The following is a 20,709-nucleotide window of genomic DNA, read 5'->3' as shown; positions in this document are numbered from 1 at the left end:
TGCACTGATGAACGGCAGCGTAAGAGGGTGATTATTTATACAGTACCATTTACCCGGCACTTGCCCCGCCCTAGAATGGCCCGATGCACACAGATGACCTCTCCCTCCTGCTGAACTCCCTCAACGATGCTCAACGCCAGGCCGTCGCGGCCAAGCTCGGGCGTCAACTGGTGCTTGCTGGCGCCGGCTCCGGTAAAACCCGCGTGCTGGTGCATCGCATCGCCTGGCTGATCCAGGTGGAACAAGCATCGCCGCACTCAATCCTGTCGGTGACGTTCACCAACAAGGCTGCGGCAGAAATGCGCCATCGGATCGAGCAACTGCTGGGGATCAACCCGGCAGGCATGTGGGTCGGTACCTTCCACGGGCTGGCCCATCGCCTGCTGCGGGCCCACTGGCAGGAAGCACGGCTGGTGCAGAACTTCCAGATCCTCGACAGCGATGACCAGCAGCGCCTGATCAAGCGGGTCATGCGTGAACTGGGGCTGGACGAGCAGAAGTGGCCGGCACGCCAGGCCCAGTGGTTCATCAACGGGCAGAAGGATGAAGGCCTGCGCCCGCAGCATATACAGGCGGGGGGCGACCTGTTCCTGGCGACCATGCGCGAGGTGTATACCGCCTACGAACAGGCCTGTGAGCGCGCGGGGGTCATCGACTTCTCCGAACTGTTGCTGCGTGCACTGGACCTGTGGCGCGACCACCCGGGCCTGCTTGAGCACTACCAGCGGCGCTTCCAACATGTACTGGTAGACGAGTTCCAGGACACCAACGCCGTGCAGTACGCCTGGCTGCGCCTGCTGGCGCGCGGTGGTGCCAGCCTGATGGCGGTGGGCGACGACGACCAGTCGATCTACGGCTGGCGCGGCGCCAAAATCGAGAACATTCACCAGTACACCGCCGACTTCCCCGACGCCGAAATGATCCGCCTGGAGCAGAACTACCGCTCCACCGGCGGCATCCTCAAGGCTGCCAACGCCCTGATCGTCAACAACAGCGGGCGCCTGGGCAAGGAACTGTGGACTGACATGGGTGAAGGCGAACCGCTGACGCTGTACGCGGCCTACAACGAGCACGACGAAGCGCGCTACGTGGTGGAAACCATCGAAAGCCTGGTCAAGCAGGGCAATGCGCGTAACGAAATCGCCATTCTCTACCGTTCCAACGCCCAATCGCGGGTGCTGGAAGAGGCCCTGCTGCGCGAGCGTATCCCGTACCGTATCTATGGTGGCCAGCGCTTCTTCGAGCGCGCCGAAATCAAGAACGCCATGGCTTACCTGCGGCTGATCGAAGGGCGTGGCAACGATGCGGCCCTGGAGCGGGTGATCAACGTGCCGCCACGCGGCATTGGCGAGAAAACCGTCGAAGCCATCCGCGAGCATGCCCGCCACAGCCAGGTGTCGATGTGGGAAGCCATGTGCCAGCTGTTGGCTGCCAAGGCGCTGAAAGGCCGCGCCGCCAGCGCTCTGGGTGCCTTCATCGAGCTGATCGAGGGGTTGGCCACGAAGGTCACGGACATGCCGCTGCATACCATGACCCAGACCACCATCGAACAATCCGGGCTGATCACCTATCACCAGGAAGAAAAGGGTGAAAAGGGCCAGGCACGGGTAGAAAACCTCGAGGAACTGGTCAGCGCGGCGCGCAACTTCGAGTCCACCGAAGAAGACGCCGATCTCTCGCCGCTTTCGGCCTTCCTCGGCCATGCCTCGCTGGAAGCCGGCGATACCCAGGCCGATGAGCATGAAGACAGCGTCCAGCTGATGACCTTGCACAGCGCCAAAGGCCTGGAGTTCCCGTATGTGTTCCTGGTGGGCATGGAAGAAGGCCTGTTCCCGCACAAGATGAGCCTGGAAGAACCCGGCCGCCTGGAAGAGGAGCGCCGCCTGGCCTATGTGGGAATTACACGGGCTATGCGCCAGCTGGTCATGACCTACGCCGAAACACGTCGCCTGTATGGCAGCGAAACCTACAATAAGGTGTCGCGTTTCGTACGTGAAATTCCCGCAGGCCTTATTCAGGAGGTGCGTCTGTCCAACAGCGTCAGTCGCCCGTTCAGTGGGGCCAAGACGGCCACCAACAGTAACCTGTTTGCCAATGCCAATATTCCACAGACGGCGTTCAACCTCGGCCAGCGCGTGCAACATGCGGTGTTTGGCGAAGGCGTGATCCTCAACTTCGAGGGTTCGGGCGCCCAGGCACGGGTACAAGTGAATTTTGCCGAAGGCAGCAAGTGGCTGATGCTGGGGTATGCGAAGCTCGAAGCCATCTGATGTACTGGGCCGCTCTGCCGGGCGGCCTTGTAACATTCAGGCAAAAGCTCGAAACACTATGTCACTGGTCATGTGCACGGGAACCTGTGCAACATGACGCGCGTGCAATCCACAACAGGGGATATCCCACTTATGCAACGTTTTCTTAGCATCGCACTGGCGCTCTGCGTCGGCCTGACGCTGAGCCTGGACGCCAACGCCAAACGTTTCGGCGGCGGCAAGAGCTCGGGCTCCGCGCCTATCCACCAGACCCGCCAAGCCACGCCAACCACGCCTGCAGCCGCACCGACCGCACCTGGCCGTGCCCCGGCTGCCGCCAGCGGTGCTTCGCGCTGGTTGGGCCCACTGGCCGGCCTGGCCGCCGGTGGACTGCTGGCGTCCATGTTCATGGGCGACGGTTTCGAAGGTTTCCAGATCATGGACTTCCTGATCGTGGCGCTCATCGCCTTCCTGGTGTTCCGCTTCATTGCAGCGCGCCGCCGCCAGCAGCAGCCGCAAATGGCTATGCCAGGCCATGCGCCGATGCAGCGTGAAGCCCACAACCAGCCAGCACAGCCATCGGTCTTTGGTGGTTCGGCCGCACCTGCCGCCGCTCCGGTGATCAACGCCCCGGCCTGGTTCAACGAGCAAAGCTTCCTGGCTGCCGCCCGTAACCACTTCCAGTCGCTGCAGCAGCACTGGGATGCCAACGAAATGGACAAGATCAGCGAGTTCGTTACCCCGCAAATGCTCGAGTTCCTCAAGCGTGAGCGTGCTGAGCTGGGTGACGGCTTCCAGGCCACCTACATCGACAACCTCGAAGTACAGCTGGACGGTATCGACGACCGCGCCGACCGCACGGACGCCACCTTGACCTTCCGCGGCGTGTCGAAAACCTCGCGCTTCGACCAGGGCGAAGTGTTCAGCGAAAGCTGGCACATGGTTCGCGCCCCAGGCGAGAACCAGCCTTGGCTGGTGGCCGGTATCCGTCAAAACGGCTAACCGCTGCGTGCTACATAAAAAACCCCGGGCCTGTCCCGGGGTTTTTGCTTTTGCCAGAGTGGCCTACTAGGGTATAACGCGCAGCGTTGTCATCTAGGTCAGAGGAAGTGAACCGTGGAAGAAGTGATCGAACAACTCCGTGAAGCCAATCAGCCAGTGCCGGTGCCCCTTGAGCTTCCCGACGAGGACCAGCTGGTCGAAATCGAAGAAGAGCTGTTCATCAACATACCGTTCGTGTTCAAAGAGTTTCTACTGACCGTCAGCGACGTGGTGTATGGCTCGCTGGAGCCGGTAACCGTCACCGACCCACAATCGCACACCTACCTGCCTGACGTTGCCGCCAACGCCTGGGACGCCGGCGTGCCGCGTGACCTGATTCCGCTGTGCCAGGATGGCGACAACTACTACTGCGTCGAAGAAGACGGCACCGTGGTGCTGTGGGACGCCGAAGAGGAAATTGCCGGTGAAGACAGCTGGGAATCAGTGTGGCACTGGGCGCGGGATGTCTGGCTTGAGAGCTGATTTCAATCTCTGCCCCCACAGGAACACCATCGCCTCCAGCTCCTGTGGGGTACCTGTGGGAGCGGGCAAGCCCGGGTAGAGGCCGGTACAGGCACAGGAAGTTTACGGCCCGGTGCCATCAATGTGGCTAGAATCGCCAGGCTTTCTGCGCCTGGCGACATTGCTACCGCTCAGTCCCCGCGAACGACGATGAAATCTTGCTCAGGGAGCATTGCGCCCTTCAGTGCGTATTCTCCCGACTGTTTTCCAGCGTCTCCAGCAAGGCGATCTGCATGCGCGTGTGCACGCGGATGAACCAGCGCCACAGCAAGGCCACCACCACCGCCGCCACCACGGCAATGACCAACAGCAACTCGTTGGTGGGCAGAATGCTCGCCGACAATGCCGACAGCAGCAGGAAAATCACCAGCAGCGACAACAGCGGGATAACCTCGGCGATCACCCGGCGCACTCGCTGGGTATGGCGCCCGGCCATTTCCGGCTTCACGCCCATTTCTGCCAGCAGCATCGACAGTGCCTTGAGCTTGCGATAGGCAGCGATCAGGAAGGGCAGCGACAGCAATAACGCCGCGCCCCAGATAACCGCCTTCTGCTGGCTGGCATCGCTGACCCACTCACTGAGCCAGTTGCCGATGCGCTCTGCAAAGTAACCACCACTGAAGAAAATGGCGATCACCAGCGCCAGGTTCACCCCCACCTGCAACAGGATGCGCCGGATCATCGCCGCCAGCATGGCGCTCTCGCCCTGCGGCTGTATATTGCGCAACCACTCGCCATACAACGAAAGCACCCGCGCCAGGCGGCTGGGCACCACATTGCCAAGTTTCTGCGACAGCGGGTCGGCCGCACGGATCAGATAGGGCGTCAGCAGCGTGGTAATTGCCGATACCGCGACCGCCACCGGGTAAAGGAAGTCGCTGGTCACCTGCAGCGTCATGCCCAGCGCGGCGATGATGAAGGAAAACTCGCCAATCTGCGAAAGCCCCATGCCCACCCGCAGCGATGTGCGCCCGTCATTACCGGCAATGAACGCCCCCATGCCGCAGGAGAGCATTTTGCCCAATACCACCGCCAGGGTGATGACCACGATCGGCCAGGCGTAATCGACGAGCACTTGTGGGTCGATCATAAGGCCGATGGCGACAAAGAAGATGGCACTGAACAGGTCGCGTACCGGCTCGATCAGGCGTTCGATCTTCAGCAACTGACGTGATTCGGCCATGATCGCGCCAATCAGGAAGGCGCCCAGCACCATGCTGTATTCCAGCTTTACCACCAACAGGCAGAAGCCGAAGCACAGGCCAAGCACGGTAATCAGCAGCATTTCGTTGCTTTCAAATTTGGCCACATAGGCCAGCAGCCGCGGCACCAGCAGAATCCCGATAACCAAGGCAACGATCATGAACAGCGACAGCTTGCCCACTGTGGAGAACACTTCGCCCGAGCTGACCGTGCCGCTGACAGCGATGCCTGACAGCAGGGCAATAATGCCGATACCAAGGATGTCCTCCACGATGAGCACGCCGAAGATCAACTGGGCAAAGCGCTCGTTCTTCATCTTCAGGTCATTCAGTGCCTTGACGATGATGGTGGTCGAGGAAATGGCCAGGATCGCGCCGAGGAATAGCGAATCCATGGTGTTCCAGCCGAACCAGCGGCCAATCTCGAAGCCGATCCAGATCATCAGCACGATTTCCAGGAAGGCCGCGATGAACGCCGTGGCACCAACCTTGAAAAGCTTGCGCAGACTGAATTCGAGCCCCAGGCAGAACATCAGGAAGATCACTCCCAGTTCAGCAAGGGTCTTGATGGTTTCTTCGTCATGGATCAGGCCGAATGGCGGGGTGTGCGGGCCGATGATGAAGCCGGCGACGATATAGCCCAGTACGACGGGCTGTTTGAGGCGGTGAAAGAGAATGGTGACCACGCCAGCGACCAGCATGATGACTGCCAGGTCCTGGATAAAGCTGATGGCATGCATGGCGTGATACTCCTTTTCTCGTCTTTTTTTTGAATGCCTGGGCAGACCGCTCCTCTGCCAAGGCAAACCTGAGCGAGCAGCAAGTACATACTGTATTGAATGCAGGAATGCCCATGTTGCATGGGCGTACTCAGGTTAACATCGCACCCCGCCGCAAAAAGCCGGTGCAATATGCAGAAACAGATCGGCTGGAAAAGCGCCGCTGATGGCATGATCAGCGTGACGATGGCGCGTCAGCCAACGTCCCGTACCAACAAGGCAAATTCAAAAGAGGGGAACAGAAGTGTCAGCAGATAACGCCCCCCATTCGCCCGATTCAGCGCAACCTCACCGTGAGCACACTATGGAACCTGGAAACGCCCAGCTGAGCATGACCGTCCTGATGACCCCGGACATGGCCAACTTTTCTGGCAACGTACATGGCGGCACCCTGCTCAAGTACCTCGACGAAGTGGCCTATGCGTGCGCCAGCCGCTATGCCGGCAGCTATGTGGTGACCCTGTCGGTCGACCAGGTGATCTTCCGCGAGCCCGTGCACGTGGGTGAACTGGTGACCTTCCTGGCGTCGGTCAACTACACCGGCAATACATCGATGGAAGTCGGCATCAAAGTGGTGACCGAGAACATCCGCGAGCGCTCGGTGCGCCACTCCAACAGCTGCTTCTTCACCATGGTCGCGGTCGACGACAACCGCCGCCCGGTGCCGGTGCCGCCGCGCCAGCCGCACAGCAGCGAAGAAAAGCGCCGCTTCCTGCAAGGCCAGCAGCGTCGGCAGATCCGCCAAGAGCTGGAGAAGCGCTACCAGGACCTGAAAACCGACGCGATCTAAAGCGCCAGCGGCTGCGCCTCAAAGCGCACCCGCGGATGGGCGATGCGGTCCTGGGCCCGCACCAGTTGTAGTTCGTAGCTGGCGCAGGCCTGGGTTTCCAGCAGCACCTCATGCACGGCTGCAGCGGTGAATTCGAAGGCTTGCACCCAGCTGTCGCCGAGCAGCACACGCGCCAGGAACAGGCCTGAGGTCAGGTCACCCACCCCCACCGGCTGCCGCGGGAACGCCAGCAGCGGGCGGCGCAGGTGCCAGCTGTGCTCGGCAGTCACCAGCAGCATTTCGAACTGGTCTTCGGCCCGCCCGGGGTAAACCAGGTGCTTGACCAGTACCACCTGCGGGCCACGCTGCAGCAGGCTGCGCGCCATGTTCACGCAATCCTCCAGCGACTGTGCGCGGCGCCCACAGAAGCTGTCCAGTTCCAGCTGGTTGGGGCACAGGATGTCGGCCCGGGCCGCCGCCTCGTCGAGCAGGAACTCGCTCACCTCCGGCGGCACGATGCAGCCCTTCTCCGGGTGCCCCATGACCGGGTCACACAGATACAGAGCCTTTGGGTTCACCGCCTTGATCCGCTCGACGCCAGCCAGGATCGCTCGCCCCTGCTCGGCACTGCCCAGGTAGCCGGAAAGCACAGCATCGCAGTGACCCAGCTCGCCAATATTGGAAATACCTTCCACCAACGCAGGAATTTGCGCCGGGGCAAGCACTTCACCCGCCCACTGGCCATACTGTGTGTGATTGGAGAACTGCACGGTATTGAGCGGCCAGACATTGACCCCGATACGCTGCATGGGAAACACCGCGGCGCTGTTGCCGGCGTGGCCGAACACCACATGGGACTGAATGGCGAGCAGGTGCGGGGTACGTTTCATGCGGGAGGTTTCCAAAGCTGTTTCAAGGATTGTGCGCAGCGCAGTATGAACTCGATTGCCACCTGTACGACAGGCCAGGGACGCAGTTAAGCTGGATCTACCTGTTTGGAGCATATGCAAATGTTGACCCTGGAGAACGTCTTCGTCCTGATGCTGTTGGCCACGGCAGGCGGCTGGTTGTGGCACAACCATGGGTTGCGCGAAAAAGCCCTGGAACGGGTCAAACAGCACTGTGCCAAGCTCGACCTCGAGCTGCTCGACGATGCCGTCGCACTCAAGCGCATCGCCTTTGTCCGTGACGCCAATGGCCGCAAGCGCCTGGCACGCATCTATGCCTTTGAGTTCACCGTCACCGGCGAGCAACGCCACCCGGGTACTGTGACCCAGTTCGGCGCGCACAGCGTGCAGATCGAGCTGGCGCCCTACCCGTTTGAAATCAAGACACCACCACGCACCGACAATGTCATCGAGATGCAGCAGTGGCGTCAGGAACACAATCGCTGGCGCAACTGATCAGCTGACGCGGCATTCGCTCAACCCCGCTTGCAGCGTGGGTTGCGATTGCGGCTGATCAAAAATCAGCTCGATACGGCTATCCCTGCGCCATTCACTGGGCTGCCATATCGGCATGTCACCCTTGAGCCCATTAAATGATTTCCAACCTTCCACGCTGTGGATAACCCCTTTGGCACGCCGCCATGGCAAGGTCCGCAAGAACGCCAGTAGGCGCTGTGGATAAAACTGCTGTGCGGGATGCCAGCGCCAGCCAATGCTCCAACCTCCCTCCCCCTCCTGCGAAAGACAGATCGGCTGGCTGGGGTCTGTCCACAATATTGTTGGGGCTCCCCCAAGATTGTCGACAATCTGGTTTTCCTGAAATGGGCTGTCGACAATCTCTACCAGGGCGCCAGGAAGGCTTGATAGCGGCACCTGGCCCTGTACCGACCACATCACATTCTTGTCGTTAAATCTATTAGTTATCAACAACTTAGATTTTTCATCCACAGCCTCCGACTTGTTGAAAAGCACGTATTCAGACACGTTGAAAGCCTGCTGTTGGGCGTCCGGAAGCGGCTCGTTTCGCGCCATGGATTGCGCATCGACAACCATCAACAATGGCTGAATTGTCAGCACTCCAGCCCACGGAGCCTGTTTCAGCTGAGCAAGCAGCTGCAACGGGTGACCCAGGCCAGACGGCTCGATAAACAGCCGGTCAGGCCGGGATTTGCGCAACAACCGGCCCAGGCCCACCTGAAACGGCATGCCGTTGACACAACACAGGCAGCCACCTGCAACCTCGCCGATGGCGATGCCATCTTCGTCACGGCTGAGCAACGCCGCATCCAGGCCAACCAGGCCGAATTCGTTGATCAAGACCGCCCAGCGTTCGTTGCGCGGGCGCTGGGCCAGCAGATGGCGGATCAGGGTGGTCTTGCCGGCGCCCAGGGGGCCGGCAATGACATGGGTGGGAATGTTCTGCAGCATGGGATGGCTTCAGGCGGGGTGAAGGCTCACTATGCGCCGTCAGGCTAGCCAGTCAAGGCTGAGCAGCAGGCGCCCTTGCTGGCCCGAGGGCGAGCGGTGCACCAGCCCTGCACCTTCGTTGCCCTGCCATTTCTCGCCCTTGAGTACAGCCACTTCACCGACGTGCAGTTTCTGAATGTTATTCACAGGCACTTGAGCTGTGTGTAACTCCCCGCGTGGGCTCTCCTGCTCTCGCAACCACTCGCTACCCGGGCCCGCATAGGTGGTGAGCAATCGCAACGGCACGTTATCCACATGAAAGCGCGGGCACATGGGCCCGGTCAGCACCCGCAGGCGCAAACCGACCCGCCGCGCGCCAACCAGGCAGGTATATGCCGCCACCAGCCAGGCTACATCGGCCACGAACGCTTCGTAACCCTGCAGGTCCGCCGCTTCGCGTAGCAAATCCGACATAACCGGCATCTGCTGCTCGTCCACATCCATTACCCACTGATCTGACAGGGGTTGCCCAAGGCTGACTACCAGCTCGGCAAAATCCTCCAGCTGTGGCGGCAAGCGCCGGCGCCAGACCGCCAGGTTCACGCCGTCCTGCAGCACGTCGGTCAACACCAGCGGCGTTTCGCCAAACACCTGGAAGATATCCACAGGCTTGAGCGCCTGGTTCATGCTGCTGCCTCCTCGTGCCAAGGGCCAAATGGATCAGCCAGACGCAACCAGCCCATAGGCCCCAACTCCATTTCTTCATCCGTCAACAAGCAGGCCTGAAGCTCTGTGGATAACTTTTTGAAGTCGATATTCTGACCAATGAACACTAATTCCTGCCGGCAGTCACCGGTTTCGGCGTGCCAGTGTTTCAAGATATCGGCAGTGTTATCCACATCCTGGGGCCACTGCTCGCGCGGCACGAAACGCCACCAACGGCCCGCCAGCCCATGGCGCATCATGCCACCTGCCTGGGACCAGCTACCGGCTTCCTGGTACTTGCTGGCCAACCAGAAAAAACCCTTCGAACGCAGCAGCCGACCATTGCTCCAGGGCTTGTGGATAAAATCGAAAAAGCGCTGTGGATGAAGTGGCCGCCGCCCCTGCCAGGTCGTGGCCGCGATGCCGTACTCTTCAGTCTCCGGCACATGCTCGCCACGCAATTCTTGCAACCAGCCAGGCGCTTGAGCAGCCTGGTCGAAGTCGAATAGGCCAGTGTCCAGAATGCGCGCCAGCGGCACCTGGCCCATGACCATGGGCACGATCTGCGCCCGGGCGTTGAGGCTGCGCAAAATGGCCATGAGTTCTTCGCGCTCGTGCTGGCTGATCAGGTCGATCTTGCTCAGCAACAACACATCGGCGAACTCCACCTGCTCGATCAGCAGATCACTGATCGAACGCTCGTCCTCTTCGCCCAAGGTTTCACCACGGCTGGCCAGGCTGTCTGCTGCCTGGTAATCGCGTAAAAAATTCAGGCCATCGACCACAGTGACCATGGTATCCAACCGCGCCATGTCGGAAAGACTGCGGCCCTGCTCGTCGCGAAACGTGAACGTCTCGGCAACCGGCAGCGGCTCCGAGATGCCCGTGGACTCGATGAGCAAATAATCGAAGCGGCCTTCTTCGGCCAGCCGCGCAACCTCTTCGAGCAGGTCTTCACGCAGTGTGCAGCAGATGCAGCCGTTGCTCATCTCGACCAGTTTCTCTTCAGCGCGGTTGAGGCTGACGTTGCGCTGCACCTCGCTGGCGTCGATGTTGATTTCACTCATGTCGTTGACGATGACCGCGACCCGCAGGTGGTCGCGGTTACGCAGCACATGGTTGAGCAAAGTGCTCTTGCCGGCGCCAAGGAAGCCAGACAGCACGGTGACAGGGAGACGATTGGACATGGCGAAACCTCTTCAGGCGAGCGCATTCGAAACGATGCATTGCACAATGTTATAAAGTAACAATACAATTTCGCCAAGCCGTTCTCGACAGACGAGTATTCACCGGGGATGAAAAATGAATCTGCTGCGCGCCATGGTGTTGCTGTTGCTCGCCATGCCTACTTCGCTGTTCGCCATGCCGAAGAACAGCCCGATGGCGATGTGTACACGCAGCGCGACACTGCTTGCCTGCCAGGACGGCAAAGGCAGCTATTACAGCGTGCGCAACGAAGGAAATATGTTCTACCTGCGCGGCTACGACTTCACCAGCCGGCGCCTATGGGCACAAACCAACAGCCGCTATGGCACGTTGACCTTTTTTACCGGCCTGGCCAGCGATGGCGAAGCCTGGGTGGGTTACAGCCGTCGCGTTGGCTGGACCACTCTGAACCGCGTATCCAGCTCCAGTGGGCAGCGCTTCAAGCTGCATTGCAGCCTGATCGGCGCTTGCCACTGATGCCTCTTTTTGTTTGGAAAGCCAGATGACCCAGCTCAAGCTCCCCGACATCGCAGCACAAGCCCTGGAGTACACCTTGCCTTTGGACTGGGTGGGCATGTGCGGCATCGCCTTGCCTGTGCAATTCGAAGGGCGCACCGCAGCCGCCAAAATCGATGCAGGGGTAAGCCTGGTTGACGGCAGTTCACGCGGTATCCATATGTCGCGGCTTTACCTTGCCCTTGAGACATTGGAGCACCAGCCCCTCACTCCGCTGGCAATCAGGCAGCTACTGGCTGATTTCCTGAGCAGCCATGAGGGCCTTTCTTCGGCAGCCTACCTGCGCCTGCGCTTCGAGCACATGCTGAAACGGCCGGCTTTGATCAGCCCATTGGCAGGCTGGAAAAGCTATGCGGTAACAGTCGATGCAAGGATAGAAAATGAAATGTTCCACGTGGAACTATCTGTTTCCGTTCCGTACTCCTCCACCTGCCCGTGCTCGGCTGCACTTGCACGGCAACTGATTCAGCAGCAGTTCCTGGACGATTTCAGCGAGCAGCAGGTCGAAAAATCCGCCATATTGCAGTGGCTGGGTAGCGCCAAAGGCATTGTGGCGACGCCCCATAGCCAACGCAGTACCGCGCAAATTCAGGTACGGCTGCGCGGCACTCAGCAGGATCTACCCATCACCGAATTGATTAACTGCGTAGAGGGAAGCTTGGGGACCGCTGTGCAGACTGCTGTGAAACGTGCAGACGAACAAGCCTTCGCCTTGGCCAACGGGCAGAACCTGATGTTCTGCGAAGACGCCGCACGACGCCTGCACAACTCACTGCGGCAAATGGAATGGAGCACGGCCTTCAAGCTGCGCGTGGAACATGCAGAAAGCCTGCATGCCCACGACGCCGTCGCTACCAGCCAATGGCAATGGGACGTCAGCTGCGCGGTTTGACCGTGCCACAGTCATTACCTAGCCACACCGCACGGGTGTTCATGCTGCCTTGCTGCTGCACACCCGAAGCGTTGAAGGTACCACTGACCTGAGTAGTGAACTCCCGGTCGCTGAGGAAGGTAGCCTGGCCAGTACCTTGTGCCTTGGGGCAGCTGAACTGGAACTTCCACACATTACCGGTACGGTCGGTAATCTTTTGAGTGCAGCCCGATTTCGGATCCTGCAGTGGGATATCGTTGGTGGCCACCTGCTCTGGCGTCAGGCACGAACGCACACCATTGCCACCGACAGTTACCCCCTGTTTCGCCAATACCCCCTCCATCATCGCGCGTTGCTCTGGCGGTAGATTTTTCAACTGACCGAGCATGAACTGCATGTCGGGTAACGGTTTGCCATCGACCTGCATATTGCTGGTGGTCAGCTCCCACAAACCTGGTTGCAGCATCTGGGCATGCACCAGTGGGCTGCTCATGGCCAGGGCCAACGCCAACAGTGGCAGACGAATCTTCATGGACGATCGCTCCTGAAAAAACCGGCCAAGCGGGCCGGGCTGAAACTTGGACGCCAAATCCACCTTCAGGTTGCAAGGCGGACCGGGAACGTGTTCTGTTACCTCAAGTGTACTCGGCAAGCAGGATGCATATGGATTACCACAGCCCCTACTTTTTTGGTTACCTACTCGGACTGATTCACTTACTGGGTATCGTCGCCGCGCTGCACGCGATCTTTACCGTGCGTACCGCCCAAGGCGCCATCGCCTGGGCCATGCCCTTGTTTTTCATCCCCTACCTTACCTTGATCCCCTACCTGATCTTCGGCGCCCGCTCGTTCTATGCCTACATCAAGGCCAGGCGCCAGGCCAACCAGGAAATGCACGTGGCCATGGCCAATCTCAACTGGCGGCCTTGGGTGGAAGAAGCCCTCACCGCCCGGGAATCAGAAAGCTACACAGCCCTGCGCGCCATGCCCAAGCTGGGCCGCATGCCCTGCCTGGCGAACAACCAGGTGAAGTTGCTGATCGATGGAAAGGCCACCTTCGATGCCATCTTCGCCGCCATCGACAAAGCCCGCGATGTGGTGCTGGTGCAGTTCTTCATCATCCATGACGACAACCTCGGCAAGGCACTGCAACAACTGCTGCTCCGTAAGGCCGCCGAAGGGGTGCAGGTATTCGTGCTCTATGACCGCGTCGGCAGCCATGCCTTGCCAGCCCGCTACAGCCAGCAGCTGCGCGACGGCGGTGTGCAGATTCATGCCTTCGCCACCCGCCGCGGTTGGTTCAACCGCTTTCAGGTAAACTTCCGCAACCACCGCAAGATCGTGGTAGTGGATGGCCTGATTGGATTCATCGGCGGGCACAACGTGGGCGATGAATACCTCGGTGAGCACCCGAAGCTTTCCCCTTGGCGCGACACCCATGTGCAAATCGGCGGGCCGGTGCTGGCCTGCCTGCAGGAGTCGTTCGCCGAAGACTGGTACTGGGCCACGCGCCAGCTACCGCCGCTGATCCTGCCGGATACCTACCCGGACAACGGCGTGCTGTGCCAGGCCTTGGCCAGCGGCCCGGCCGACCCGCAGGAAACCTGCTCGCTGTTCTTCCTCGAAGCAATCCACTCCGCTACCCGCCGGGTGTGGATTACCAGCCCCTACTTCATCCCGGACGAGGCGGTGTTCGCCGCCTTGCGCCTGGCGGTGCTGCGTGGGGTCGATGTACGCGTGCTGATCCCGTCACGACCAGACCATCGTGTGGTCTATGCCGCCTCAAGCCTGTTCGCCTTCGAAGCGGTGCGCGCGGGTGTGCGCATGTTCCGCTATCAGCCGGGCTTCCTGCATCAAAAGGTGGTGCTGGTGGACGATGATGTCAGCGCGATCGGCAGTGCCAACCTGGACAACCGCTCGTTCCGTCTGAATTTCGAGATCACCCTGCTCACCGTCGACCGCAGCTTCGCCGACCAGGTGGAGAAGATGCTGATCAATGACTTTGAACAGTCGCGGGAAATCACTGCAGAGGACAGCCTGGACACTCATCGACTGCAGCAGTTGGGGATGCGGATTGCACGGCTGATTTCGCCAATCCTTTAAGCTAAGCAGTATGAGTGTGGGAGCGGCCTTGCGGCCCTCTCGCGACACAAGGCCGCTCCCACAAAATCCGCATCTACATGCTTAGCGATACAGATCTTCGCGCGTCCAGGGCAGGTCATGGTGCCCGTCGGCGTATGGCTTCACTGCCAAGATCTGGTGCAGGTTGATCCAGCCCTTCTCAAAGGCATAGGCACAACCTGCAAGGTACAGGCGCCAGATGCGCAGGGTTTTTTCCGGCACCAGCGCCGCCGCCTTGTGCAGCTGATTCTCCAGGTTTTCGCTCCAGTGATGCAGGGTCTTGGCGTAGTGCAGGCGCAGGCTTTCCACGTCTACCACCTCCAGTCCCGCTTCGCAGAGGCTGGCGCTGATCATCGACAGGTGAGGCAGCTCGCCATGGGGGAACACGTAGCGGTCGATGAACTCACCTGCGCCACGTCCGACCGGGCGGCCATCGACATGCTTGGCGGTGATCCCGTGGTTCATCACCAGCCCCCCTTCCCTCACGGCGCCGAACAGTTTCTGGCAATACAGCGCCAGGTTGGCATGCCCGACATGCTCGAACATACCAACGCTGACAACCTTGTCGAAGCGACCGTCTTGAGGCAGGTCACGGTAGTCGAGAATCTGCAGGTCGACCTTGTCGGCCAACCCTTCGGCCTTGACCCGCTGCCTGCCAAGTTTGAGCTGCTCCTTGCTCAAGGTGATGCCGAATACCTTGGCGTCATATTCCCGTGCAGCGAAGCGCGCAAGGCCACCCCAACCACAGCCCACGTCCAGCAGGTAGTCGCCGGCATTGAGGCGCAACTTGCGACACAGGTGGTCGAACTTGTCCTGCTGTGCCTGATCGAGCGTGTTATCAGGCTCGCGAAAGTAGGCGCACGAATAGGCCATGTCCTGATCCAGCCACAGCCGATAGAACGCGTTGGAAACATCGTAGTGATAGGAAATGGCTTCAGCGTCAGTGCTTTTGTCGTGAGCAAGCCGCGCCGGCGAAGCCTCTTCAAAATCAGGCAACAGCGCCTCGCTCAGCTCATCACATACCCGGATGGCTTCACCGATGTCGCCTTCCAGCTCCAGCTTGCCTTCGACGAACGCTGTGCCCAACTGCTCCAGGCTCGGGTGCGTCAACTGGCTGATCAACTGTGGCTCTTTGACCAGGATGGTGACCTGCGGGCTAGGCCCCAGATCGAACTGGTTACCGTCCCACAATTTCAGCCGCAGCGGCAGATGCAGGCTCTGCAGTGCAGGTGGAAGTTGCGCGAGCATGAACAACCCTCCCTATCCGTTTCTGGCTACAACGCCTGATATTTCGAACGTCGTCGGATCAGAGTAGTTCATTGGTGGGAGGTTTCCTCTAAACGAGACCAAGGTCTAGAACCAACTGATCTTATCCATACAGCAGATTGTATACAATTCTCGCATCTCAGCTTAACCTTGTGCCCCTCTCGCGCTTCTACATCCTGGAGTTGAACCCATGAAATCCTATGACGTGGTGATCATCGGCGGTGGCCCTGGCGGCTACAACGCAGCCATCCGCGCTGGCCAGCTTGGCCTGAGTGTTGCCTGCGTGGAAGGCCGCTCGACCTTGGGCGGCACTTGTTTGAACGTGGGCTGCATGCCCTCCAAGGCACTGTTGCATGCGTCCGAGCTGTACGAGGCCGCCAGCGGTGAAGAGTTCGCCCACCTCGGTATCGAAGTAAAGCCCACCCTTAACCTCGCCCAGATGATGAAACAGAAGGACGAGAGCGTGACCGGCCTGACCAAAGGTATCGAATACCTGTTCCGCAAGAACAAGGTCGACTGGATCAAAGGTTGGGGCCGCCTGGACGGCGTCGGCAAGGTTGTAGTAAAGGCTGAAGACGGCAGCGAAACTGCGCTGCAAGCCAAGGATGTGGTCATCGCCACCGGCTCGGAGCCCACCCCTCTGCCGGGGGTGACCATCGATAACCAGCGCATCATCGACTCGACCGGCGCACTGTCGCTGCCGCAAGTGCCCAAGCATCTGGTCGTCATCGGTGCCGGCGTGATCGGCCTTGAGTTGGGTTCCGTCTGGCGCCGCCTGGGCAGCCAAGTCACCGTCATCGAATACCTTGATCGCATCTGCCCAGGTACCGACACGGAAACCGCCAAGACCCTGCAAAAGGCACTCGCCAAGCAAGGCATGGTGTTCAAGCTGGGCAGCAAAGTGACTCAAGCCACTGCAAGTGCCGAGGGTGTGAGCCTGACGCTGGAGCCTGCTGCCGGCGGCACCGCAGAATCGCTGCAGGCCGATTACGTGCTGGTGGCTATCGGCCGCCGCCCTTATACCAAGGGGCTGAACCTTGAGAGCGTGGGCCTGGAAACCGACAAGCGCGGCATGCTCGGTAACGAACACCACCGCACTTCTGTGCCCGGTGTGTGGGTGATTGGTGACGTCACTTCCGGCCCGATGCTGGCGCACAAGGCCGAAGACGAAGCCGTAGCCTGCATCGAGCGTATTGCCGGCAAGCCCCACGAGGTCAACTACAACCTCATCCCTGGCGTGATCTACACCCGCCCGGAGTTGGCCACCGTGGGCAAGACCGAAGAGCAGCTCAAAGCCGAAGGGCGTGCTTATAAAGTCGGCAAGTTCCCCTTCACCGCCAACAGCCGCGCCAAGATCAACCACGAGACCGAAGGCTTCGCCAAAGTCATCGCCGATGCCCAAACCGATGAAGTGCTAGGTGTGCACCTGGTGGGCCCAAGCGTCAGCGAGATGATCGGTGAGTTCTGTGTGGCCATGGAATTCTCGGCCTCGGCAGAAGACATCGCCCTGACCTGCCACCCCCACCCGACCCGCTCCGAGGCCTTGCGCCAGGCAGCGATGAATGTGGACGGCATGGCGATGCAGATCTGACAGTACCCCTCGCTCCCCAAGGCATTCGAATCATATGTCCTGGGGCGCTATTGCCTGATCATCATTAAGCAAAAAGCCCTCCATATGGAGGGCTTTTTGTTACGGATTAATAAACTTTGTCACAAAAGCTCTTGGATTCCGCGGCCGAGCGGGGGCGCTGATCCTGGAGAAGAGAGAATAAAGGTTGTCACAAAGCATAATCTTTCAAAAATTCTTGGGCTTTTCCGTTTAATAAAGGTCGTCACAACAGTAAAGGTTGTCACAGCAAAGGTTCAGCCAAAGAAAAATCACAAGGATATATCGTGCAAAAACCCCGGAAAAATTATGATGGTATCTTTGTACACAGAGGTAATCGGTACGAGCTTCTCCTGTTCACAGGTACTAAGTCTGTCTCATGCCCCCTCTTCACTCTGCCAGCACACAGTCCTAGATCGGGCCTTACAGTCCGGTTGGAAGCGATTCTCGGCTGCGCGGCGAAACAAGCAAAGGGCCAGTACAGCGAGCTCATGACGCAGCCCCACCGATACGTCATCAGAAGAAATTTCCATTGCCCGGCAAGCTGAGTTCTTACATCTGCGGTGGCCTGGTGTGCGTTTCACCGTGGCAGTCACGGCACCATGCAAAGAGGGCGTCTTACAGAATCCGGCCATGTTTGAGCATTTCGTGGTCATCCGTGTAGCAGCGAAACAGCCCCAAAGAAATGGCGTAAAGCCCCGCCGACTGGGGCGTGAGATCCAGCCTGGACGTGTCCGCGCCACGGACGATTTCGGCGAGCTTGGCCAGAGTGGGATCATCGAGCTGGTACTTCTTGAGGAAGGCGTCGAAGCTGCTTAACGGCCCGACATGGCTCAGGTCTACCCCTAGAATGTCATAGAGCGTGGCACCTTCATCACTTGCCACGCGCAAGACCTCGCTGCTGGGGACGTAGCGGAAAACCGGGACTGTATCGATGAAGCGCTGGATGAGCCAAGGACAGGCGATCCGATCGATCTTTGGACGTTCACGCGTTACCCATTTCATTGGACACCCCACCGCCGGCAGGCGATGGGTCATGAAACACCGGCCGATGATGTCGGCCGGCAGTTGGTTTCAACCACGCAACATGTGGACTGCCAGGCCTGCCAGGGCGCAAGCGAATAGAACCTGAATGACACCCCGCTTAAAGCGGAATAGGGCAATTGCTGCAGCAACCGCTATCATCGCTGAAGGCCAGTCAAACGCCCCACTGAAGCCTTTTGGCCAAAGTACGTGGTAGCCGAAGAACATGGCGAGGTTCAGGATCACCCCCACCACAGCCGCGGTGATGCCTGTCAGCGGTGCAGTGAATTTCATCTCGTTGTGAGTCGACTCCACCACTGGGCCACCGGCAAGGATGAAGATGAAGGAAGGCAGGAAGGTGAACCAGGTCACGAGGCTCGCCGCGACTGCACCGGCAAGGAACGGGTGCTCCGCACCGAACATCGGATGCACGTACCCACCGATGAATCCGACGAAGGCAACCACCATGATCAGTGGCCCTGGCGTGGTTTCCCCCAAAGCGAGGCCATCGATCATTTGGGTTGGCGTCAGCCACCCGTAATGACCGACAGCGCCCTGGTAGACATAAGGCAGCACCGCGTACGCCCCGCCAAACGTCATCAGTGCAGCCTTGGTGAAGAACCAGCCCATCTGCGTCAGGCTGCCGTCCCAGCCAAACGACAGCGTTAGCAACCCCATGGGCAGCACCCACAGCGCTCCACCGACCAGCAGCAGGTGTACCAGATGTCCCCAGCTGAAACGGGCATGCTCAGGGGTTGGGGTGTCGTCATCGATCAGCGCCGGACCGAAGCTGTTCTTCGCGGCCCCATGACCGCCGCCGATCACGAACTTGCCGGGTGCGAAGCGGCCCCCCACATAGCCGATGATGGCGGCCACCAGCACGATCAGCGGGAACGGCACGTTGAGGGCGAAGATAGCGACGAACGAGGCGCCGGCCATAGCCCACAGCCAGCCGTTCTTGAGGGCTCGTGAACCAATCCGGTGTGCAGCGTGGACGACAATGGCGGTGACCGCCGGCTTGATGCCATAGAAAATGCCCGCGACTACCGGCACCTCGCCAAAGGCGACATAGACCCAGGACAAACCGATCAGGATGAACAGTGAAGGCAGCACGAACAATGCGCCGGCAATTACCCCACCCCAGCTGCGGTGCATGAGCCAACCGATATACGTTGCGAGCTGCTGAGCCTCGGGGCCGGGCAGCAACATGCAGTAGTTCAGCGCGTGTAGAAACCGTTTCTCGCTGATCCACCCCCTACGCTCGACCAACTCCTGATGCATGACTGAGATCTGTCCGGCAGGCCCGCCAAAGCTGATGAAGCCTAACTTGAGCCAGAACAGGAAGGCTTCATACAGACCGATCGGCTGCTGAGACGCTTGCGATGGCGGCTGTTCACTTACTGCGGAGGTGGTATCAACCATTTTGGGCTTCCTCGCTTGCGAAAGCCGTCAGCAGGCCATCGAAGATGCCTCCTGCGACCATTGTCAGTTGATCGTCATCGCCAATGCTCTCTCTCAATCCGGCGAGGACACGCTCGATACCGGGTGCTTCGGAAGGTTGTACGCCTCCCACATCCAGGTAGTGGATGACACCCGCCAGGCGTGCCAGGCCTGGCTGCTGAAAGGCGAAGCTCTCGATGAGGGTTTCGAAGGAAACCCGCTGGCCAACGTGGCTGAATCGGGCCCCATCAAAATCAAAGCCGAGCGCATCGCTTGGGCAGTCGCTGGGACTGTCCAACCAAATGAATTGGGCATCGGCATCAACGAAGCGACGGATCAGCCAGGCACAGGCCAACCGGTCTACCCAAGGACGTTTTCGCGTTGCCCATCGGCGACCTTGGTATTCGCTGCGCTCCAGCTGGTTGATCGCCTCATCGTGCGCACTCGGCTCATCAGAAGACAGAGCGCGGCTAATCGCGGTCTCAAGCTCCTGCAGGGCCGCGTCGGCTTGGGTCTTGAGTACACCTGGGAAGAAATCGATCGCTGCCAACTGGCCGAAGGCCTTCCTGAGCTTGCGCACCTGTCGGGCTGTCAGCAACGCATTATCCGGGGATAGGTCAGCTCGGCAGCCTGCAATTTCTTCCATCAGCTTGGCGTATTCATCGCTTCTGTCGAATAGCCCGCTGAAGCGCTCCTCGCGTTCTGGCAACGACAGCAGAAATGCCGTGCCGTTGATGGCTAGCACATCTCGCTCCACGGCTTCGAACGTTTCGCGGCCCGCGCTTTGTTCCGGCAGCAAGTACACACCATCGCGTAGCACGGCGGCGCCAGAGGCCTTCAGCGTTCTCCAGGCGCGCATTCGTTCGGTGGCGTTTGCTGTCGGCAGTCCCAAAATCAATAGCGACCAGCTAATCATGTAGAAAACTCAACATAAAATGTATCTTTTCCTACATTAAGCCAGTTTCGTCCAAATGCAACGGGTATTCATCGAGCGTGTCGAGCCGTATGGAATCGCGTTGACCATATCCCCCTGGGGGGG

At 59.6% G+C, this 20,709-nt stretch carries 18 protein-coding genes and 1 pseudogene; 9 read left to right on the top strand and 10 right to left on the bottom strand.

Features of this window, described 5'->3' with window-relative positions:
* The first annotated feature begins 83 nt into the window (after positions 1-83).
* From uvrD to J3A71_RS00220, 3 genes are all read left to right on the top strand, one after another.
* Positions 84-2,270: a DNA helicase II gene (gene uvrD, locus J3A71_RS00230; protein WP_016489872.1), complete on the top strand. Its 2,187-nt coding sequence runs from the start codon at positions 84-86 to the stop codon at positions 2,268-2,270.
* A 132-nt stretch (positions 2,271-2,402) separates the two neighbouring features.
* Positions 2,403-3,251 carry a TIM44-like domain-containing protein gene (locus tag J3A71_RS00225; RefSeq protein ID WP_016489873.1) on the top strand — a complete coding sequence of 283 codons (849 nt, stop codon included), beginning with the start codon at positions 2,403-2,405 and terminating at the stop codon, positions 3,249-3,251.
* 114 nt (positions 3,252-3,365) lie between these two features.
* Entirely contained in the window at positions 3,366-3,773 is a 408-nt protein-coding gene (locus J3A71_RS00220; RefSeq protein WP_016489874.1) for an SMI1/KNR4 family protein, read from the top strand.
* 220 nt (positions 3,774-3,993) lie between these two features.
* On the opposite strand, the gene J3A71_RS00215 is transcribed toward J3A71_RS00220, so the two are convergent.
* Complete coding sequence (locus tag J3A71_RS00215) at positions 3,994-5,754, bottom strand: cation:proton antiporter (protein ID WP_016489875.1); 1,761 nt, start codon at positions 5,752-5,754, stop codon at positions 3,994-3,996.
* A 343-nt stretch (positions 5,755-6,097) separates the two neighbouring features.
* On the opposite strand from J3A71_RS00215, the gene J3A71_RS00210 reads away from it, so the two are divergent.
* The gene (locus J3A71_RS00210; RefSeq protein WP_003253263.1) at positions 6,098-6,583 is read left to right on the top strand and encodes an acyl-CoA thioesterase; all 486 of its coding nucleotides are present in this window, start codon (positions 6,098-6,100) and stop codon (positions 6,581-6,583) included.
* Here the strand turns inward: J3A71_RS00210 and pdxY are convergent.
* Positions 6,580-7,452 (bottom strand): pyridoxal kinase PdxY, encoded by an 873-nt coding sequence (pdxY, locus tag J3A71_RS00205; RefSeq protein ID WP_016489877.1) that lies wholly within the window; start codon positions 7,450-7,452, stop codon positions 6,580-6,582. The genes J3A71_RS00210 and pdxY overlap by 4 nt on opposite strands.
* Positions 7,453-7,572: 120 nt before the next feature.
* Here pdxY and J3A71_RS00200 point away from each other — a divergent pair, with 120 nt between their 5' ends.
* Entirely contained in the window at positions 7,573-7,965 is a 393-nt protein-coding gene (locus tag J3A71_RS00200) for a DUF3301 domain-containing protein (protein WP_016489878.1), read from the top strand.
* On the opposite strand, the gene J3A71_RS00195 is transcribed toward J3A71_RS00200, so the two are convergent.
* The 3 genes from J3A71_RS00195 to zigA are packed head-to-tail and all read right to left on the bottom strand — an operon-like array spanning position 7,966 to position 10,808.
* Positions 7,966-8,937, bottom strand: coding sequence for a CobW family GTP-binding protein (locus J3A71_RS00195; protein ID WP_096426919.1), 972 nt, complete (start codon positions 8,935-8,937; stop codon positions 7,966-7,968).
* Positions 8,938-8,976: 39 nt separating this feature from the next.
* Positions 8,977-9,603 carry a DUF1826 domain-containing protein gene (locus J3A71_RS00190; RefSeq protein ID WP_016489880.1) on the bottom strand — a complete coding sequence of 209 codons (627 nt, stop codon included), beginning with the start codon at positions 9,601-9,603 and terminating at the stop codon, positions 8,977-8,979.
* Positions 9,600-10,808: a zinc metallochaperone GTPase ZigA gene (gene zigA / locus J3A71_RS00185; RefSeq protein WP_023048552.1), complete on the bottom strand. Its 1,209-nt coding sequence runs from the start codon at positions 10,806-10,808 to the stop codon at positions 9,600-9,602. Before zigA ends, J3A71_RS00190 begins: the two co-directional genes overlap by 4 nt.
* A gap of 115 nt (positions 10,809-10,923) precedes the next feature.
* On the opposite strand from zigA, the gene J3A71_RS00180 reads away from it, so the two are divergent.
* Both J3A71_RS00180 and folE2 read left to right on the top strand, forming a co-directional pair.
* Entirely contained in the window at positions 10,924-11,304 is a 381-nt protein-coding gene (locus tag J3A71_RS00180; protein WP_023048553.1) for a hypothetical protein, read from the top strand.
* Between the two features lie 25 nt (positions 11,305-11,329).
* Positions 11,330-12,235, top strand: a complete 906-nt coding sequence (gene folE2, locus J3A71_RS00175; protein WP_096426920.1) for a GTP cyclohydrolase FolE2 — start codon at positions 11,330-11,332, stop codon at positions 12,233-12,235.
* Here folE2 and J3A71_RS00170 read toward each other — a convergent pair.
* Positions 12,219-12,746, bottom strand: coding sequence for a DUF3617 domain-containing protein (locus J3A71_RS00170; protein ID WP_016489884.1), 528 nt, complete (start codon positions 12,744-12,746; stop codon positions 12,219-12,221). The two genes, folE2 and J3A71_RS00170, sit on opposite strands and share 17 nt — an antisense overlap.
* 131 nt (positions 12,747-12,877) lie before the next feature.
* On the opposite strand from J3A71_RS00170, the gene cls reads away from it, so the two are divergent.
* Positions 12,878-14,317, top strand: coding sequence for a cardiolipin synthase (gene cls / locus J3A71_RS00165; protein WP_016489885.1), 1,440 nt, complete (start codon positions 12,878-12,880; stop codon positions 14,315-14,317).
* An 81-nt stretch (positions 14,318-14,398) separates the two neighbouring features.
* Here cls and cfaB read toward each other — a convergent pair whose 3' ends face one another.
* Positions 14,399-15,583, bottom strand: coding sequence for a C17 cyclopropane fatty acid synthase CfaB (cfaB, locus tag J3A71_RS00160; RefSeq protein WP_016489886.1), 1,185 nt, complete (start codon positions 15,581-15,583; stop codon positions 14,399-14,401).
* 208 nt (positions 15,584-15,791) lie between these two features.
* On the opposite strand from cfaB, the gene lpdA reads away from it, so the two are divergent.
* A complete protein-coding gene (gene lpdA / locus J3A71_RS00155; RefSeq protein ID WP_016489887.1) occupies positions 15,792-17,192 on the top strand; it encodes a dihydrolipoyl dehydrogenase in 1,401 nt (466 codons plus the stop codon).
* Between the two features lie 567 nt (positions 17,193-17,759).
* Here lpdA and J3A71_RS00150 read toward each other — a convergent pair.
* The 3 genes and pseudogenes from J3A71_RS00150 to J3A71_RS00140 form a co-directional block, all read right to left on the bottom strand.
* Positions 17,760-18,212: pseudogene (locus J3A71_RS00150) on the bottom strand (chromate resistance protein ChrB domain-containing protein).
* Between the two features lie 69 nt (positions 18,213-18,281).
* Positions 18,282-19,652, bottom strand: a complete 1,371-nt coding sequence (gene chrA / locus J3A71_RS00145) for a chromate efflux transporter (protein WP_012316909.1) — start codon at positions 19,650-19,652, stop codon at positions 18,282-18,284.
* Positions 19,645-20,586, bottom strand: coding sequence for a chromate resistance protein ChrB domain-containing protein (locus tag J3A71_RS00140; RefSeq protein ID WP_012316910.1), 942 nt, complete (start codon positions 20,584-20,586; stop codon positions 19,645-19,647). The genes chrA and J3A71_RS00140 overlap by 8 nt, the downstream gene beginning before the upstream one ends.
* Positions 20,587-20,709: the final 123 nt, after the last annotated feature.

Source organism: Pseudomonas sp. PvP089 (assembly GCF_017875165.1).
GTDB lineage: Bacteria > Pseudomonadota > Gammaproteobacteria > Pseudomonadales > Pseudomonadaceae > Aquipseudomonas > Aquipseudomonas fortuita.
This window is presented reverse-complemented; position numbering and strand designations above follow the sequence as displayed.